Below are 17431 nucleotides of genomic sequence, written 5' to 3' on the forward strand. Positions count from 1 at the left end.
AGCATCCTCAATAACGCGCCAAGGTGGTCCCATGCTCGTGGCAATCCAGGTGGCCCCATAGCGGTGGCAAATGACACGCAGGCTACTCGACCAGCGAAGGTGGGGCTCGCAGGCTACTCGACCAGCGAAGGTGGGGCTCGCAGGCTACTCGACCAGCGGCGAAAGGGGCTCGCGGGCTCTGTGACCACCGAGCATTCCGTGAGGGGCGTTTGTCCGGTGATCGAGTAGCCGACGAACGGAGTGAGGAGGCGTATCGAGATCACGCCCGCACAATTCGATCGTGTACGATCAATTCGTGCAAACGTCACCATCGGCCGATCGTCCGCGCGGGCTGCAATACATCCGCTACATCTACGGCGCGAGGATGCCGAGGTCCATGAACGACTGGGTCGCCAACGACCTGGCCGGTCGGCACGCGACCCTGCGGATGGTGGTCCGCTGGGCCGTGCCCGTCCTCATCCTGATGTTGCCGTTCCTGTTCGTGCCGGCATCGTGGGATGTCCGGATCACCATGGCGCTACCGATCCCGATCGCGTACGTGTTCTTCACCTTGGCGCTCAACCGGGTCTACCGTCGCCATCGGCTCGAACAGCACGGTCTCGATCCCGATCTGATCGACAAGCGCGAGAAGGAGCGCAACGCAGACCTGTACCAGGAGTATCACCGCAAGTATCGCGGGCGGTGACGGCATGTCCGAGGTGAACATCGCAGGTGCAGAGGCGAATCCGCTGCTGCTGGAACGGCAGGTGTGTTTCGCTCTTGCGGTCGCCAACCGGTCGGTACTGAAGATCTATCGTCGACTACTCGAACCCCTGGGGCTGACCCACCCGCAGTATCTGGTGATGTTGGCACTTTGGGAGGACTCGCCGCGTGCGGTCAAGGATCTCGGGCAGGTGTTGCAGCTCGACTCGGCGACGTTGTCGCCACTGCTCAAACGGCTCGAGTCGTCGGGCCTGGTCCTGCGGCAGCGTCGCGGCGATGACGAACGCAACGTCGACGTCGCGCTCACCGACGATGGACGAGCGTTACGCGAGCAAGCCCTGGATATCCCGCCCGCCGTGATCGACGCGCTCGGCGTCGACCTCGACGTCCTCGAGGAACTCCACGGGGTGCTGACCCGCGTGAATGCCGCGGCCACCCGGGCCGAAGGGATGGCAGCCCGGGGCTGACCGGGGGGTCGGGACTACGCGCTCGGCGCCCGGACCACCATGTGCGCGCCGGGGAAGTACGCGGCCATCTCCGAGCGTGACTTCCGCAGGCAGGCGGTGCCGTAGCCCTTCTTGCGGTGGTCGGGATGAATCCAGATGCGCACGTCGACCTCGCCGCCGGTCAGTTCGCCGAAGACGAATCCGACCTTCTCGCCGCCGTCGATGCCGACGAGCCACACTGCGTCCTCGTTGTGGACGCGCTCGGTGGCCTTGGCGATCTCGTCGGAGATCTCACCGGCAGGTGTGCCCGAACCGTCGCCGGCGACCTTGAGCTCCTCGGTGCGCGTTGCGAACAGATCGGCGTCGGCGGTCGCGTCGAACGGTCGCAGCTCCAGCGAATCACCACTGCTGGCGGGACGCTCGGCGAGGGTGAAGGTCAGTGCATTGTTGAGGTCGTCGAGTTCGGCCTGGTTCTTGCGCCGCTCGTCCTTGGTGAGCTGGTAGAACGACATGCCGAGAATGGCCTCGGCGCCCAGGGTGGACTTGTCGAGCAGTTTGGCGACGGCGTCGACGGCCTCATTGCGGTTGTCGGCGTCGACGATGGCGTCGAGCACCTCGTGACGGCGCTCGAGTGCAGTCAGCAGGGCATCGGTGATGTCGCGGCGGGAGGTGGCCAGATCCAGATCGGTCATGGTCACCGATCTTAGTTCAGGCTCCGCGACGTGGGGTGATGAGTGCGGCGAACGACTGAATGCAAAAATGCAACATGTTCTAGACGGTCTCATACGTGCGCAGCGATAGGTCTGTGCACTTCATAGACAATCTTTGACGTCTTTTCTTTCGAAAATCTGAAACACGTCCTAGTCTGGATGACCATGACCGATCTTCAGGATTCGATGACCGAGTTCGACCATCTGCGCGGCGGCACCCATCTCGGTGACCTTTTGGTGGCCGCATTGCGTCGCCATGCTGACCGCAAGGTGCTGTTCCTCGGCGACACCGAACTCACCGGTCGGCAGATGGCCGACGCGGTCAGTCGCTATCAGCAGGCCTTTGAATCCCTCGGTGCGGGCACCGGGTCGACGGTGGGATTGCTCGCACTCAACCGTCCCGAGGTGTTGCTGGTCATCGGTGCCGGGCAGACGCAGGGCTGGCGGCGCACTGCGCTGCATCCGCTCGGCTCGCTCGACGACCATGCGTATGTGCTGTCCGATGCAGGGGTGACGACTCTGGTCATCGACCCGGTGCCGATGTTCGTGGAGCGAGCGGTGGCCTTGGTCGACCGCGTCGAGAGCCTCAAGCAGGTGCTCACCCTCGGCCCCGTCCCCGAAGAACTCGCCGCCTACGGTCGCGACGTCATCGCCGAGGCCGATAACTTCTCGCCCAGGCCGCTGGCCGCCGCCGAACTCCCGCCCGAACACATCGTATCGATCACCTACACAGGTGGTACCACCGGCAAACCCAAGGGGGTCATCGGCACCGCACGGGCGATGTCGACGATGACCCAGATCCAACTCTCCGAATGGGAATGGCCGGAGAATCCGCGCTTCCTGATGTGCACGCCGCTGTCGCACGCGGGCGCGGCATTCTTTGTCCCCACCCTGATCAAGGGTGGGTGCATGGTGGTGATGGGCAAGTTCGACCCGGCCGAGGTGCTGCGCGTCATCGAAGAAGAACGCATCACCGCCACGATGCTCGTACCGTCGATGCTGTACGCGCTGATGGATCACCCGGACTCCAAGACCCGCGATCTCTCGTCCCTGGAGACCGTGTATTACGGTGCGTCGGCGATCAATCCCGTGCGCCTGGCCGAAGCCATCGAACGGTTCGGTCCCATCTTCGCGCAGTACTACGGGCAATCCGAGGCGCCGATGGTGATCAGCTACCTCGGCAAGAACGACCACCCGAAACCCGGCGAGGATCCGCGCCGCCTGAGCAGTTGCGGGCGTCCGTCGGCGTTCCTGCGCACCGCGCTGCTCGGACCCGACGACAAGCCCGTCGCCCAAGGGGAGCCCGGTGAGATCTGTGTGGCGGGACCGCTGTTGGCCGGCGGCTACTGGGGTCTTCCCGAACAGACCGCGGAGACCTTTCGGGACGGCTGGTTGCGCACCGGCGACGTGGCGCGCGAAGACGCCGACGGGTTCTGGTACATCGTCGACCGCACCAAGGACATGATCGTGACCGGTGGCTTCAACGTCTTCCCGCGCGAGGTCGAAGACGTGGTGGCCGAACATCCTTCGGTCAGCCAGGTAGGGGTGATCGGTGTGGCCGACGACAAGTGGGGTGAGGCTGTCACCGCCGTGGTGGTGTTGCGGTCCGATGCCGAGCGCGACGATGCTGCCAAGGAGCGGATCACCCGAGAGATCCAGGAATCGGTCAAAGAACGCAAGGGTTCGGTGCAGTCACCCAAACAGGTCATCTTCACCGACTCGCTGCCCCTGACGGCCTTGGGTAAGCCCGACAAAAAGGCGCTCCGCGCGCAGTTCGCGGCGTAGGGCCTGGCGCGGTCGCGGCTACTCAGCCGGGGGTTGACGCCTGGCCGTAGGACACCTGCAGGTCCTTGACACCGTTGAGCCAGCCGGAGCGGACGCGTTGCGGTTCGGCGAGTTTGGTGATGTCGGGGACGAGGTCGGCGAGCGTGTCGAACAGGGTTCGGACCTCAAGTCGCGCGAGGTTGGCGCCGATGCAGAAGTGGGCGCCGTTGCCGCCAAAACTCAAGTGCGGGTTAGGATCGCGGGTGATGTCGAACGTGAACGGGTCGTCGAACACCTCCTCGTCGTAATTTGCTGAGCTGTAGAACAATCCGACGCGCTGGCCGGCTGCGATCGGAACCCCCGACACCTCGGTGTCGACGCGTGCCGTGCGTTGGAAGCAGTGCACGGGCGTCGCCCACCGGATGATCTCGTCCACCGCGGTGGCCGGCCGCGACCGCCGGTAGCGCTCCCACTGATCCGGATGATCGAGAAAAGCGTTGAGACCGTGCGAGATCGCGTTTCTGGTCGTCTCGTTGCCCGCGATGACGAGCAGGATCACGAAGAAGCCGAACTCGGACTCGTCGAGGACATGGCCGTCGATGTCTGCCTGCACCAGTGTCGTCACGATGTCGTCGCGGGGGTGCGCGCGACGATCCTCGGCCATCGCATAGGCATACGACAGCATCTCGACGTGAGCGGTGAACGGGTCGTGCCTGCTGTCCGGGTCGTCGGGGTTGACCATGGAATCGGCCAACTCGCAGAGGTGTTCGTGGTCGGCGGTAGGCACACCGAGCAGGTCGAGGATGGCGCGCAGCGGGACATGGACGGCAATGTCCTCGACGAAATTACCTGCCCGGTGTGCGGCCGCCGCGGTGATCAACTGGTGCGCATGTGCTCGCAGCCCGTCGTCGAGGGAGGCGACCGCCCGCGGGGTGAACATCCGCGACACGATCTTGCGCATCCGGGTGTGCTGTGGCGGGTCCATGTTCAGCAAGAACATGCGCCCGGCATCCACCTGTTCGCGGGTCGAGGTCTCCGGCATCCGCATCACCGCACCCTTGGCCCAGTTCGACCACGTCTCGGTGTCCTTGGAGATCGCGCGAATATCGGCGTGGCGACTGATCACCCAGAATCCGTCGTCGTCGAAGAACCGCTGACTGTTGGGTTGCGGATTCCACCACACCGGCGCCGTGGCGCGGCGTTGCGCGAACTCGCGCGACGGCAGTCCGCGCTCGAGTAATGCCGGATCGGTGAAATCGATCTGGTGAGCACTGTCTTCGGTCGAGAGAGTCATGAGGTCCTCGCGATCCCCACACCACCGCAGTGTGGCCTACCTCACACGACGGTACCCGACGCCGGTCAACTCGAATAGCGGACAGGCAAGTCCTTCACTCCGTTCAGCCAGCCGGAACGGACGCGACGCATGTCGCCGATGCGGGTGATGTCGGGTAGTTCGTCGGCGATTGCGTTGAAGATGAGATTCAGTTCGAGGCGGGCGAGGTTGGCGCCGATGCAGAAGTGTGCACCGCTGCCCCCGAACGCAAGATGCGGGTTGGGATCGCGCGTGATGTCGAAGGTGAACGGATCGGTGAACACTTCCTCGTCGTAGTTTGCTGAGCTGTAGAACAGGCCGACGCGCTGGCCCTTCGCGATGTCCTGATCGCCGATCCGGGTGTCGGCGAGAGCGGTGCGCTGAAACGCGTGCACCGGCGACGCCCACCGAAGAATTTCGTCGACGGTGGTCACCGGGCGCTCGGCCTTGTAGAGATCCCACTGCGCGGGGTTGTCCATGAATGCGTTGAGGCCGTGGGTGATCGCGTTACGGGTGGTCTCATTGCCGGCAGTGATCAACAGGATGACGAAGAAACCGAACTCCGCCTCGTCGAGTGCCTCGCCGTCGAGATCCGCTTCGATCAGCGTCGTCACGATGTCGTCGGTGGGATTGCGCCGACGCTCCTCGGCCATCTGATAGGCGTACCCGAGCAGCTCAGCATTCGCTGTGGTGGGGTCGATGGTCTCGTCGGGGTCATCGCTGTTGATGATCGCGTCGACCAACTCGTGGATCCGAGGGCGATCGGGCTCGGGAACGCCGATGAGGTCGAGGATCGCCTGCAAGGGCAGGTGCACGGCGATGTCGTCGACGAAATTGCCCGAACCCTTCTCGGCCGCCTCGCGCACGATACGTCGGCCCGAGGTGTACAGGTTCTCCTCCAGCATCGACACCGCTCTCGGGGTGAAGATGCGCGAGACGATCTTGCGCAGCCGGGTGTGCTCGGGCGGGTCGTGATTGACCAGCAACGCCTTGGTGAACTCGATCTGATCCGGCGTGACGTAGTCGGGCAGCCGGATGATTGCACCGTTGGCGTTGGTCGACCAGAGTTGGTTGTTCTTCGAGATCTCCCGAATGTGCGCGTGTTTGGAGATCACCCAGAATCCGCCGTCACTGAACCCGGAGGTGCCCTCGGGCTGGGCGTTCCACCACACCGGCGCGGTTCTGCGCAGCGTGGCGAACTCGCGGATCGGGATGCCCTGCTCCAGCACGTCGGGGTCGGTGAAGTCGAATCCCGGGCGGATGGTGCCCAGGCCGGTGGCTGTGCTCAAAAGAAACCTCCTGATGACGGCGGCAGTGCGCGCCGACGACAACGACATGTGTCAGCTGTCACCACACCATACACTAGAAAGAAATATGTATGGTCTCGCGGAAGTCGCCGGTTCTTTGTGCCTCGCCGGTAGGCTGACTCGTCATGAGCTGGCGTGGTGGGGTAGGCGGCGACGGGGCACGTGGCTGATGCGTACCCACGGTTGGGGCGGACAGGTGCCCGTCAACGACGCCGAGGCGCGGGCCCGCATCCTGGAGGCGACCCGGACAACCATCGACCGTCGGGGTGCCGCCACCAGCCTGGCCGACGTGGCCCGTGAACTGGGGGTCACCCGGCAAACCGTCTACCGCTACTACGCCGGTACCGACGAACTGCTCGCCGCCACCGCGGTGGTCGCCGTCGACGCGCTACTCGACCGGATGGCGGCACGGCTGCGTGGCATCGATGCCCCCGATGTCGCGGTGGTCGAGGGGCTGACCGGCGTGCTCGCAGAACTGCGTGACGACGACTATGTCGGCCTGCTTCTACGAGCGGACCGGGTGAGCGCGCCGATCGTCGGCGAGTTCACCTCGGAGCTCGGCCGGAACTTCGCCCGGTCCATCATCGACCGGATGGATGTCGACTGGTCGGCGCGTGGCTATGGCGACGACGATCTGGAGGTGATCATCGAGATCGTTCTGCGCACACTGCAATCAATGGTGCTCGACCCGGGTGGGTCGCAGCGCTCGGTCGACGATGTGCGGGGTTTTCTCGACGCGTGGGCAGGTGCGGCGGTGCGGGCGATGCCTGCCGGCCGGTGAGTATCACGAAGCGTCAGCGGGGCTCGCAGATCACCACCGGAATCGTCCGCTCCGTCGGTGGGATGGGTGGACGGGAGCGGACGAGTTCAGCGGGGCTCGCAGATCACCACCGGAATCGTCCGCTCCGTCCAGGCCGCGTAGGTGTCGAAGTCGGCATAGGTGTCGACGAGCTCTGGCCACAGCTCGGCGCGCTCGGACTCCGATGCCGTACGGGCCGTGAGATCGAAGGTCTCCGTCCCGAGTTGGATCGTCACCCGGGGATCGGCGACCAGATTCAGATACCACGCGGGATTCTTGGGCAGCCCACCCTGCGACGCGACAAGTATGAACGTGTCGCCCTTGCGGAGAAAGATCAGCGGCGCCGTGCGCGGTTCACCCGATTTGCGGCCGGTGGTGGTGAGTAGACATACCGGAACCGGTTTGCCGAACCCGGCGCCGACCCGCCAGTACTTGCCGAGTCGGCCGCCGGTTGCCTTGTACAGCTTGGTGTTCAGGCGTGAACCCACCTTGATGAGGCGTTGCACCACCGGCGACCCCAGCTGTTTGGGCCGGTTGGTCGGATCCATGACGGGCATCAGATGCGCTCGATGATGGTGCCGGTCGACAGCGCCCCGCCGGCACACATGGTGATCAACGCAGTTTGCTTGTCGCTCCGTTCGAGTTCGTGCAGGGCGGTGGTGATGAGTCGGGAACCGGTGCTGCCCACCGGATGTCCCAGTGCGATGGCGCCGCCATTGACGTTCACCTTGTCCATGTCGGCCTTGTGAACCTGCGCCCAACTGAGGACCACCGATGCGAAAGCCTCGTTGATCTCCACGATGTCGATGTCCGACAACGACATCCCCGACTTCGCCAACACTCGCTCGGTGGATTGCACCGGGCCGTCGAGATGGTAGTGGGGCTCGGCGCCGACGAGTGCCTGTGCCACGATCCGTGCGCGCGGCGTGAGGCCGAGTGCGCGAGCCTTGGCCTCATCCATGATCAGGATCGCCGCGGCGCCGTCGGAGATCTGTGATGACGTGCCTGCCGTGTGGATGCCACCCTCGATCACCGGCTTCAACGCCGCCAACGAGTCCAGCGTGGTGTCGCGCAGTCCCTGGTCGCGGCCGACATCGAGGATCTTTCCGGTGAGCTCACCGTCCTTGGTGCGCTCGGGCGCCTTGAGGGAGAGCACCTCCCGGTCGAACCGGCCTTCGGCCCACGCCTGCTTGGCCAATCGCTGACTGCGTTCGCCCAGTGCGTCGGTGTCTGCCCGGGTGATGCCGCGTCGCTCGGCGATCCGTTCGGCGGATGCGAACTGGTTGGGCATGTCGATGTTCCACGAGTCCGCGTGATACGGACCGGCATCAGTGCCGACATTCGCGCCCAGCGGGACCATCGTCATGGTTTCGACGCCACACGCGATGCCCACATCGATGGTGTCACTGGCAATCAGCCCGGCGATCAGATGATTGGCCTGTTGGGCTGAACCGCACTGGCAGTCGATGGTTGTCGCACCCACGTGGTCGGGCAGTCCCGCCGACAACCACGCCTTGCGGGTTATGTTGCCGGCCTGCGCCCCGGCCTGCGTCACGCAACCGCCGATGGTCTGCTCGACGATCGCCGGATCGATCCCAGCCTTCTCGATCACCCCACGCTGGGTCATCCCCAGGAGTTCCTCGGCATGCAGACCCGACAGCCATCCGGCCCGCTTGCCGATCGGCGAACGCGCCGCCTCCACGATCACCGGCACACCCATGCCTGACTCCTCTTCTGTGTGGTTTCGATCTCGCATCCAAATTAGAACAAGTTCTCATTCGAGTCCACGGACGGGTTCGGCGAACGCCGGGCCGATGCCGCGGATCGGATGTGGCAATGCTGATTGCTACCATCGCCCCACGTCACGAACTGCGCGCAGTGAGAAAACTAGAACAAGTTTCAATCTGGGACTGTCATCGGCGTCACAATGTGCTCTAATGAGATTGAAACAGGTTCTAAATCTCAGAGCGAGGTGGTGTGACGTGACCCAGGCACAGGGTGCGACGACCGGCGCCGAATCGGGGGGCGCTATGGCTGATTATCCGTTCATGGAGCAGGAGGGCTGGGACTTCACGAATCCGGAATTGCTCGAGAAGGGCATTCCGGTGCAGGAGTTCGCACAGCTCCGCAAGACGGCACCCGTCTGGTGGAACGCCCAGTTGCCGGGGAAGGGCGGCGGCTTTCATGACGGCGGGTACTGGGTGGCGTCCAAGCACGCTCATATCCGCGAGATCTCGAAGAACAACGACGACTGGTCGACAGCCACCAACGGCGTCATCATGCGGTTCGACGACGAGATGACCCAGGATCAGCTCGACGTCACCAAGGCGCTGCTGATCAACCACGATCCGCCGGACCACACCCGGCTGCGCAAGCTCGTCTCCAAGGCGTTCACGCCGCGGGCGGTGCATTCGTTGGAGGAGAAGCTCGACAACGCTGCCCGCACCATCGTCAGCAAGGCCGCCGAGAAGGGTACGGGCGACTTCGTGCATGACGTCGCCGTCGATCTTCCGTTGCTGGCCATCGCCGACCTGCTCGGTGTGCCCGAAGAAGACCGCGGCAAGCTGTTCGACTGGTCGAACAACATGATGAACTACGACGATCCGGAATTCGGCGAGGACCCGCAGATGGCGTCGGCCGAGATTCTGGGGTACGGCTACACGATGGCCGAGGCGCGGCGGAAAGACCCGGTCGATGACATCGTGTCGGTACTCGTCAACGCCGACATCGACGGTCAGAGCCTCGACGAGACCGAGTTCGGCTTCTTCTTCATCCTGTTGACCGTGGCCGGCAACGAGACCACGCGCAACGCCATCAGTCACGGTATGAATGCCTTCCTCGATCACCCGGACCAGTGGGAGCTGTTCAAGACCGAGCGGCCCGCCACCGCGGTCGACGAGATCGTCCGCTGGGCGACCCCGGTCAACTGCTTCCAGCGAACTGCCAAGCGGGACACCCAGATCGGCGGCGTCGACATCAAGGAAGGCGAGCGCGTCGGACTCTTCTACGGCTCGGCCAACTACGACGAGGACGTCTTCGACAAGCCGTTCGACTTCAACATCCTGCGCGATCCCAACCCGCATGTCGGTTTCGGCGGCAACGGCGCCCACTTCTGCGTCGGCGCCAACCTGGCGCGCATGGAGATCAACTTGATGTTCAACGCGATCGCCGACCTCGTGCCCGACATCAGTAAACTCGAATCGCCGCGCCGCCTACGTCACGGCTGGATCAACGGTGTGAAAGAACTCCAGGTCGATTACGGCACGAAATGACCACGCAAGAAAAGGAATCGCCGGCCTACCTGAACATCGACCGGGAGAATCATCCCGCGGTCCTGGCCGGTCGGCGGTCCCGCGAGTTCGTCATAGCGCGCGACAAGCAGGCGTGGGTGGACAACTTCGCCGCCGAGGGGTCGGTGGAGGATCCGGTGGGGCCGTCGATGTTCGATCCAGAAGGTAAGGGCTTCCGCGGACACGAACAGATTGCGGAGTTCTGGGACAAGTCGATTGCCACCACCGAGAGCATCGAGTTCGTCTTCGACGACGAGATCATCTGCGGCGACGAGGTGGCCTATGTGGGAAAGATCGTCACCCACATCGCCGGCCACGTGTCCGAGGCGCACGGTGTGTTCACTTATCGCGCCGATGCGGACGGGAAGATGAGCGCGTTGCGCGCATTCTGGGAGGTCGAGAAAACGATCAACTCGGTTCGACCCGCCTGACCTGGTATTTCCGCGCCCTCAGCACGGAGGCCGCGAAAAGGGCGCTAGTGTCGGGCGATGCGCGCACTCAATCGAATCCGTGGTTTCGGCAGAGCGTTTCGGTCATCACAGCGACACCGGGGCGATCTGGTCGGGTGGCTTCGCCGCCGTCCGCAGATCGGTGCGGCCACCGGCCTCTACGAGACTGCGCTGTTGCTCAGCAATGCGCTCGAGCCGAAGCTCAAAGAACTCGCCGAACTGAAGGCGGCCGGCCTGATCAGCTGTGAGTTCTGTCTCGACATCGGCTCTGCGCTCGCCCACGACAGCGGCGTCAGCGAGCGGCAGATCCGCGACCTGCCGCGGTACCGTGACAGCAGCGCATACTCCGAGCTGGAGAAGCTCGTCATCGGCTACGCCGAAGCCATGACGCTGACACCTGCCGTCGGGGACGACCTCGCTAATCTACGAGAAGCATTGTCGCGCCATCTATCGCGACGTCAGATCGCTGAGCTCGCGATGACCATCGCGTGGGAGAATCAGCGCGGTCGGCTCAACCAGGCCCTCGGGGTGCGACCGATGGGAATGTCGGACGGCCAGGCGTGCGCCCTCCCCGAGACGTAACCTCACCTCCCCACGCGCCCAGCACGGAGGCCGACCCCTTTCGCGCCGACAGAACCCAAAAATTCGCCGAGAGAAACCTCCCCGGCTCGCCGACGGATGGCGGATTCAACCGGTCGCTGCAACAGGATCGGACGGGTCTGATCTTAGTAGCTCGTCGAGTTTGGCGGCGGGCGTGAGCCAGCCGTGTCGTTTGCGGGGTCGGGCGTTGAGTTCTGCGGCGACGTTGTCGAGGATGCCGGGGCCATGCTCTGATAGGTCTGTTCCTTTCGGAAAGTATTGACGCAGAAGGCCATTGGTGTTCTCGTTCGATCCGCGTTGCCAGGGACTGTGCGGATCGGCGAAGTAGATCGGCAGCCCGGTCGCCTCGGTGATCGCGGTATGTAGTGCCATTTCGCTGCCGCGGTCCCAGGTCAACGAGCGGCGCAGGATCTCGGGGATCTGCGGGACCGCGGCGCTCATCGCCGTGGCGACGGTCTGGGCGGTGTGATCGCCAGGCAGGTGTAGCAGCATCACGAAACCGGTGGTTCGCTCGACGAGCGTGCCGATGGCCGAAGCGCCATGTGCGCCGATAATCAGATCGCCTTCCCAATGGCCGGGCACGGCCCGATCCTCGGCCTCAGCGGGACGTTCACTAATCGACACCGCATCCTTGATGGGGCCCGGCCGCGGGCTGCGCCCCTGGGGTTTGCGGCGGATGCGACCTGTCCGCAGCCCGCGTTTGACCTCGGCCTTCAGGCCGCCGCGGGCCTGGACGTAGAGGGCTTGATAGATCGTTTCGTGTGACACCCACATCTCCGGATCGTCGGGGAAGTCCACGCGCAGGCAACCCGCGATCTGTTCGGGACTGTGACACAGCAGCAGCCGCCGCACCACCTCAGCGTAGAGCGCACTGCCTGCTGCGATCCTGCGCTCTTTGGGGCGCCGCCGACCGGTATCGACGGCATCCTGGGCCACCTGGGCGCGATACCGGCCACCCTGCGCCGGCACCCCACGTCGCAGCTCACGAGCGATCGTCGAGCGGGCCCGACCCAACAACCGCGCGATCTGCGCGGGACGGTAATGGGCCACAACGAGATCCTCGATCCGGCAGCGATCCACCCAGGACAATGCCCCTCGACCAGCAGACACCATCGATTCAAGGGTCGGGTTCACCGTGGCAGGACGCATACCCCCAGCCTGGGTTATCCAATAGCGGCCGGCGTCTTTCGACACACCGGCAGCACGTGCTGCCGCCGCAATGCTCGCACCCGCACGTAGCTCAGCCCAGAACAACTCCCGATCTTCGAGCGTGGCGCGCCGACGTCGAGCCCGCCCCGAGGGCAACGGCTGACCCGCTGCAGCCATCCACACATACCCCGAATACGCCGACACCCCCGCCACACGGGCGGCCGCAGCCACCGAACTACCCTCCCCGAGAGCTACCCAAAACCGCTCACGCTTCACCGCGGGCACACGATTGTTCGCCACCAGCAACCTCCAACAGACAGGCTGTTGCGGTGACCACTTGAGCCCAAGGATGCCGTCGACGAAAATGAGGGTTCTCTCGGCGAATTTTTGGGTTCTGTCGGCCTCCGTGCTGGGCGCGTTCGGGAGGTGGGGTTGCGCCGCTAGTGCGTGGGCTTGGAGGCGCCCACCAGCCACATCGAGAAGTACTGCGAGCCACCGCCGTAGGCGTGACCGAGGGCCTTGCGGGCGTCGGGGACCTGATGGTCGCCGGCCTTGCCCATCACCTGGATGGCGGCCTCGGCGAAGCGGATCATGCCCGATGCGCCGATCGGATTCGACGAGAGCACGCCGCCGGACGCATTGAGCGGGATGCGGCCACCGATCTCGGTCTCGCCGGCCTCGGTGAGCTTCCAACCCTCCCCTTCGGCCGCGAACCCGAGGCTCTCCAACCACATCGGTTCGAACCACGAGAACGGCACGTACACCTCGGCGGCATCAATCTCTTCGACCGGGTTGTCGATACCTCCGGCCTTCCACAGAGCGGCCGCCGCATCGCGGCTGGCCTGCGGGCTCACGACGTTGCGGTGGGCGAACGACAACGGTTCGGTGCGCATCGCGGTGGCGTGAATCCACGCAACCGGGTTGCCGGCTGCCACCGCGGCGTCGGCCACGTCCTCGGCGCCGATCACCACCGCGCAGGCGCCGTCCGACGACGGGCAGGTCTCGTCGTAGCGGATCGGGTCCCACAACATCTGACTACCCATCACCTTCTCGACGGTGAGGTCGGATTGCTGCAGATGGGCCAGCGGGTTGAGTGAGCCGTTGCGCCGGTCCTTGGCGGCCACCATCGCGCCGATGTGCTCGGGGGCGCCGGACTGCCGGATGTAGGCACGCACGTGCGGTGCGAAGAAGCCGCCCGCGCCGGCACCGACAGGTTTGGTGAAGGGCACCGGAATCGACAACGCCCACATGGCATTCGACTCCGACTGCTTCTCCCAGGCGACCGCCAGCACACGCTTGTGTACCCCCGCGAAGACCAGCGACGCGGCGACGTTGGCGGTCGATCCGCCGACCGATCCGGCGGTGTGCACGCGGATCATCCGCTTGCCGACCGCGCCGAGGGCCTCGGCCATCGCCAGTTCCGGCATCATCGACCCCTCGAACAGGTCGGGCGCCTTGCCGATCACGATGGCGTCGACATCGTCGATGGATACCTGGGCATCGGCCAGGGCGGCGTCGATGGCCTCCCGGCACATGCCGGCCATCGTGACGTCGTGACGCTTGGCGACGTACTTGGTCTGGCCGGTGCCCAGGACTGCTGCGCGATTGTTGTGTGCCATCAGTTCTCGTCTCCTGCCAGGGTGACCACCATGTTCTGCTGCAACAGCGGGCCGCTCGATGCATGGGCCAGCGCGGTACCCGCGTTACCGGTGAGGATCTCGTGGGCGGCGTAGCCAACCCGCTGTAGTCCGGCGGAGAACAGCGAATTGCCCGCCAGTGAACCGCCGGACGGGTTGATCCGCACGGACTCCGGGAGGTCGAGTGCGTTGCGCACGATCAGCTCCTGATGGGTGAATGACGCGTTGATCTCGGCTACGTCGACCGCACGGTTGCGATCGCCGAACGCGGTGTCGCCGGCGAGTTTCGTCGACGGCGAGATCGTCAAATCCCGTGCACCGAAGTTGGGTGTGTCGATGCGATGATCCCAGCCGGTGACGAAGGCGGGGTTGGCGACGAGCTCTTTCGCCTTGCGCTCGCTGGCGATGATCACCGCCGCGGCGGCATCAGTGTAGGGCGCAATGTCGTGTGCTCGTAGCGGATCGGCGACATACTCGGAGCTCATGAGTTCGTCGACCGACGCTCCGGAGGTGCGCGCGGCCACCGCCGCCATGTCCTCTTCGGACCAGGTGCCGGCGTCGATCCCGGCGCGGGCCTGCAGGGCGCCCAGCGAACGGGCGTCGGGCCACAGCGGCCCGACGGTGTACGGGTCGAGCTGCAGGGCGAGGGTCTGATCCATGTTGCCGGCGGTGGACTTGCCGAAACCGTAGGCCAGGGCGAGGTCGACCTCTCCGGTGGCGATCTTCACCCACGCTTCGTACAACGCCCAGGCGCCGTCCATCTCCACGTGGGACTCGTGGATCGGCGGCATGGCGCCGATCGAGTCGATGGCCGAGATGAACGAGAATGCGCGGCCGGCAAGATAGTCGGACGAGCCGCTGCACCAGAATTCGATGTCGGTGCGGGAGATGCCGAGGTCGGCGTAGAGCTTGTTGAAGCACGGGATCAACATCTCGACACCGTTGGTGGTGCCGTGCGTCCCGACGATGTTCGGGCTGTGCGCGAACCCGACGATCGCAATCCGGGGGAGGGTCATTGCAGACTCCTTGATGGAAGTGGTCCGGTCATAGACATGCTGTCGCTCAGAGGAACTCGCGATACGACTCATAGTCGGCGTCGGGTTCACCGGTGGGCCGGAAGTGGCTGATGCTGCCCATGGACAGTTCACGTTCCTCCTCGGGCTGCCAGACCGCCTGCACCCGCATACCCATCCGCACGTCGGCGGCCTCGCAGTCGAGGATCAGGTGCAGGAACGGGATGTCGGTGCCGTCGAGCAGGACGTACGCGGCCACATACGGCGGCTTGATCCGCTGCCCCTGGAACGGGACGTTGACGATGCAGAAGGTCGTCACGATGCCGGTGTCGGCCAACTCGACCCGCTCCACCGCGGCCGAACCGTCGGACGGGCTGACTGCTTTCGGCGGGAAGTAGACGCGCCCGGCATCCACCCCGGAGCCGATCCGCGACCCGTACAGCTTGCCGGCCTTGAGACCCTCGAGATACCAGGACTCCTCCTCGGTCGCCGAGTGGATGATCTCGGTGCTGATGGGGGTCTGCATGACGATGAGTTCGTCGTCGGAGTTCTCGGCCTCGTTCGCCGGTGCCGCGTCGGCGGTGTCACCGGGTGCGAAGTAGGCGATGTCGTCGATGCGGCCGATGCGGGCCGCCTTCCAGACGGCGTGTACCCGCAGGCCGGTGGAGATGTCGGCGGGCGAATCGACCGCTACCGCATGCAACATCGCGGTGTCCGCGCCGTCGAGGGTGATCAACGCCCAGGCGAAAGGCTTGTCGAGGGGTTGAGGCGTCAGCGGCTGCGGCTGCCACGACCAGGTGAGCACGGTGCCCACCGAGGCGACGTCGACCAGCTCGGTGGTCTTCGCGCCGCCGATCGGGTCGAACTCACGAGGCGGCACCGATACCGTGCCGTCGCTGCTCTTCGATCCGACGATGCGGCCGTCGCGGAGAGCGAGGGCGAACTGGCTCAGGACGGGTCCGAGCGAGCGTGTGTAGTCGAAGGAGTTCTTCAGCGGCGCCGACAGGATCTCCGACTGGGGCGCGGGGACCTCGGCGACCGGACTCGCCGGGGCAGGGCGGGGTGCAGTTGTGCTGGTGCTCACCCATCGAGTAGAACACGTTCTAGTATTGAGGCACAAGATGCACGTCACAGACCCGCGGAGGATGCACACGTGAAGCTCGGACTGCAGCTCGGATACTGGGGTGCCGGCCCCATCGACAATGCTCCGGAGCTCATCGCGGCTGCCGAGGAAGCTGGATTCGACGCGGTGTTCACTGCCGAGTCGTGGGGGTCGGACACCTATACCCCGCTGGCCTGGTGGGGTGCGGCGACCGACCGGATCCGGCTCGGCACGGCCGTGTCGCAATTGTCGGCGCGGCCGCCGACGTCGCTGGCGATGGCGGCGTTGACCCTCGACCATCTCTCCGGTGGCCGCCACATCATCGGTCTCGGTGTGTCTGGGCCGCAGGTGGTCGAGGGCTGGTACGGGCAACCTTTCGGCAAGCCGTTGGCGCGCACTCGCGAGTACGTCCAGGTGGTCCGGGACGTACTCGCCCGTGAGGGCAAATTGTCCAACGCGGGCCCGCATTATCCGTTGCCGTACCCGCCCGATGCGCCCGGATCGACGGGACTCGGCAAATCACTCAAGCCGATCACTCATCCTTTGCGAGCCGACATTCCGATCTGGCTCGGCGCCGAGGGGCCGAAGAACGTGGCGCAGACCGCGGAGATCGCCGACGGATGGCTTGCGATCTTCTACAGTTTGCGTCTGGCCGATCAGTACGAGGCCTGGCTGGCCGAAGGATTCGCGCGCCCCGGGGCCCGACACACCCGCGACGACTTCGAGGTCGCGGCGACAGTGCAGGTGGTCATCACCGACGACATCGCCGAGGCCGTGGAGCGGTACCGGCCGTCGACAGCGCTTTACGTCGGCGGAATGGGCGCCAAGGAGAAGAACTTTCACGCCGAGCTGTATCGGCGCATGGGCTACGGCGACGCGGTCGACGAGATCGGGGCACTGTTCCTCCAGGGCCGCAAGGCCGAGGCGATGGCCGCGGTCCCCGACGAGATGGTGCGCGAGACGATGATCGCCGGCACCGCCGATGAGGTGCGTGCTCAGATCAAGCAGTGGGAGGCCGCGGGCGTTTCCATGTTGATGGTGACCGCACGTGATGTGGCAACGATCCGGCAGTTGGCGACGCTGGTGTGACCGTCGGCAAAATTCTCGCGCGCCCAGCAACCAACCGCGCGTGCAGTTTCACGCGCGGTTGA

General features: G+C 65.0%; 17 protein-coding genes. 8 read left to right on the top strand and 9 right to left on the bottom strand.

What is annotated here, in order from left to right; translation table 11 throughout:
- Positions 1-295 precede the first annotated feature (295 nt).
- Complete coding sequence (locus VX037_RS13100) at positions 296-685, top strand: DUF5313 domain-containing protein (RefSeq protein WP_235726307.1); 390 nt, start codon at positions 296-298, stop codon at positions 683-685.
- Between the two features lie 4 nt (positions 686-689).
- Positions 690-1169: a MarR family winged helix-turn-helix transcriptional regulator gene (locus VX037_RS13105; RefSeq protein ID WP_266059970.1), complete on the top strand. Its 480-nt coding sequence runs from the start codon at positions 690-692 to the stop codon at positions 1167-1169.
- A gap of 14 nt (positions 1170-1183) precedes the next feature.
- On the opposite strand, the gene VX037_RS13110 is transcribed toward VX037_RS13105, so the two are convergent.
- Positions 1184-1840 (bottom strand): GNAT family N-acetyltransferase, encoded by a 657-nt coding sequence (locus VX037_RS13110; protein ID WP_266059971.1) that lies wholly within the window; start codon positions 1838-1840, stop codon positions 1184-1186.
- Positions 1841-2044: 204 nt separating this feature from the next.
- Between VX037_RS13110 and fadD8 the strand changes: the two genes are divergently transcribed.
- Entirely contained in the window at positions 2045-3643 is a 1599-nt protein-coding gene (fadD8, locus tag VX037_RS13115; protein WP_372512313.1) for a fatty-acid--CoA ligase FadD8, read from the top strand.
- A gap of 22 nt (positions 3644-3665) precedes the next feature.
- Here fadD8 and VX037_RS13120 read toward each other — a convergent pair whose 3' ends face one another.
- Both VX037_RS13120 and VX037_RS13125 read right to left on the bottom strand, forming a co-directional pair.
- Complete coding sequence (locus tag VX037_RS13120) at positions 3666-4916, bottom strand: cytochrome P450 (protein WP_266059973.1); 1251 nt, start codon at positions 4914-4916, stop codon at positions 3666-3668.
- Between the two features lie 65 nt (positions 4917-4981).
- The gene (locus VX037_RS13125) at positions 4982-6223 is read right to left on the bottom strand and encodes a cytochrome P450 (protein ID WP_266059974.1); all 1242 of its coding nucleotides are present in this window, start codon (positions 6221-6223) and stop codon (positions 4982-4984) included.
- 187 nt (positions 6224-6410) lie between these two features.
- Between VX037_RS13125 and VX037_RS13130 the strand changes: the two genes are divergently transcribed.
- Entirely contained in the window at positions 6411-7022 is a 612-nt protein-coding gene (locus VX037_RS13130; protein ID WP_235726313.1) for a TetR/AcrR family transcriptional regulator, read from the top strand.
- A gap of 86 nt (positions 7023-7108) precedes the next feature.
- Here VX037_RS13130 and VX037_RS13135 read toward each other — a convergent pair whose 3' ends face one another.
- Positions 7109-7597: a nitroreductase family deazaflavin-dependent oxidoreductase gene (locus VX037_RS13135; RefSeq protein WP_235726314.1), complete on the bottom strand. Its 489-nt coding sequence runs from the start codon at positions 7595-7597 to the stop codon at positions 7109-7111.
- Positions 7597-8760 carry a steroid 3-ketoacyl-CoA thiolase gene (locus VX037_RS13140; RefSeq protein ID WP_266059976.1) on the bottom strand — a complete coding sequence of 388 codons (1164 nt, stop codon included), beginning with the start codon at positions 8758-8760 and terminating at the stop codon, positions 7597-7599. Before VX037_RS13140 ends, VX037_RS13135 begins: the two co-directional genes overlap by 1 nt.
- A gap of 262 nt (positions 8761-9022) precedes the next feature.
- Here VX037_RS13140 and VX037_RS13145 point away from each other — a divergent pair, with 262 nt between their 5' ends.
- Genes VX037_RS13145 through VX037_RS13155 form a run of 3 tightly spaced genes read left to right on the top strand, consistent with a single transcriptional unit; the run spans position 9023 to position 11361 of the window.
- Positions 9023-10312 (top strand): cytochrome P450, encoded by a 1290-nt coding sequence (locus VX037_RS13145; RefSeq protein WP_372475481.1) that lies wholly within the window; start codon positions 9023-9025, stop codon positions 10310-10312.
- Positions 10309-10761 carry a nuclear transport factor 2 family protein gene (locus VX037_RS13150; RefSeq protein ID WP_266059978.1) on the top strand — a complete coding sequence of 151 codons (453 nt, stop codon included), beginning with the start codon at positions 10309-10311 and terminating at the stop codon, positions 10759-10761. The genes VX037_RS13145 and VX037_RS13150 overlap by 4 nt, the downstream gene beginning before the upstream one ends.
- Before the next feature lie 57 nt (positions 10762-10818).
- Positions 10819-11361, top strand: a complete 543-nt coding sequence (locus tag VX037_RS13155; protein ID WP_328714614.1) for a carboxymuconolactone decarboxylase family protein — start codon at positions 10819-10821, stop codon at positions 11359-11361.
- 105 nt (positions 11362-11466) lie between these two features.
- Here VX037_RS13155 and VX037_RS13160 read toward each other — a convergent pair whose 3' ends face one another.
- From VX037_RS13160 to VX037_RS13175, 4 genes are all read right to left on the bottom strand, one after another.
- Positions 11467-12705 (bottom strand): IS30 family transposase, encoded by a 1239-nt coding sequence (locus VX037_RS13160; RefSeq protein WP_442903675.1) that lies wholly within the window; start codon positions 12703-12705, stop codon positions 11467-11469.
- Between the two features lie 263 nt (positions 12706-12968).
- Positions 12969-14147: a thiolase domain-containing protein gene (locus VX037_RS13165; RefSeq protein ID WP_235726056.1), complete on the bottom strand. Its 1179-nt coding sequence runs from the start codon at positions 14145-14147 to the stop codon at positions 12969-12971.
- A complete protein-coding gene (locus VX037_RS13170; protein ID WP_235726057.1) occupies positions 14147-15181 on the bottom strand; it encodes a thiolase domain-containing protein in 1035 nt (344 codons plus the stop codon). The genes VX037_RS13165 and VX037_RS13170 overlap by 1 nt, the downstream gene beginning before the upstream one ends.
- Before the next feature lie 46 nt (positions 15182-15227).
- The gene (locus VX037_RS13175) at positions 15228-16262 is read right to left on the bottom strand and encodes a Zn-ribbon domain-containing OB-fold protein (protein ID WP_328714616.1); all 1035 of its coding nucleotides are present in this window, start codon (positions 16260-16262) and stop codon (positions 15228-15230) included.
- 69 nt (positions 16263-16331) lie between these two features.
- On the opposite strand from VX037_RS13175, the gene VX037_RS13180 reads away from it, so the two are divergent.
- On the top strand, positions 16332-17369 hold the full coding sequence (locus VX037_RS13180; RefSeq protein ID WP_328714617.1) for an LLM class F420-dependent oxidoreductase: 1038 nt from the start codon (positions 16332-16334) through the stop codon (positions 17367-17369).
- Positions 17370-17431 lie beyond the last annotated feature (62 nt).

Source organism: Gordonia sp. Z-3 (assembly GCF_036233855.1).
Lineage (GTDB): Bacteria > Actinomycetota > Actinomycetes > Mycobacteriales > Mycobacteriaceae > Gordonia > Gordonia tangerina.

Bases quoted from the DNA above. Each gene is read 5' to 3' on its own strand.
- VX037_RS13105 (WP_266059970.1), top strand. From the start codon at position 690: ATGTCCGAGGTGAACATCGCAGGTGCAGAGGCGAATCCGCTGCTGCTG.
- VX037_RS13110 (WP_266059971.1), bottom strand. From the start codon at position 1,840: ATGACCGATCTGGATCTGGCCACCTCCCGCCGCGACATCACCGATGCC.
- fadD8 (WP_372512313.1), top strand. From the start codon at position 2,045: ATGACCGAGTTCGACCATCTGCGCGGCGGCACCCATCTCGGTGACCTT.
- VX037_RS13120 (WP_266059973.1), bottom strand. From the start codon at position 4,916: ATGACTCTCTCGACCGAAGACAGTGCTCACCAGATCGATTTCACCGAT.
- VX037_RS13130 (WP_235726313.1), top strand. From the start codon at position 6,411: ATGCGTACCCACGGTTGGGGCGGACAGGTGCCCGTCAACGACGCCGAG.
- VX037_RS13135 (WP_235726314.1), bottom strand. From the start codon at position 7,597: ATGCCCGTCATGGATCCGACCAACCGGCCCAAACAGCTGGGGTCGCCG.
- VX037_RS13140 (WP_266059976.1), bottom strand. From the start codon at position 8,760: ATGGGTGTGCCGGTGATCGTGGAGGCGGCGCGTTCGCCGATCGGCAAG.
- VX037_RS13150 (WP_266059978.1), top strand. From the start codon at position 10,309: ATGACCACGCAAGAAAAGGAATCGCCGGCCTACCTGAACATCGACCGG.
- VX037_RS13155 (WP_328714614.1), top strand. From the start codon at position 10,819: ATGCGCGCACTCAATCGAATCCGTGGTTTCGGCAGAGCGTTTCGGTCA.
- VX037_RS13160 (WP_442903675.1), bottom strand. From the start codon at position 12,705: ATGGCTGCAGCGGGTCAGCCGTTGCCCTCGGGGCGGGCTCGACGTCGG.
- VX037_RS13165 (WP_235726056.1), bottom strand. From the start codon at position 14,147: ATGGCACACAACAATCGCGCAGCAGTCCTGGGCACCGGCCAGACCAAG.
- VX037_RS13170 (WP_235726057.1), bottom strand. From the start codon at position 15,181: ATGACCCTCCCCCGGATTGCGATCGTCGGGTTCGCGCACAGCCCGAAC.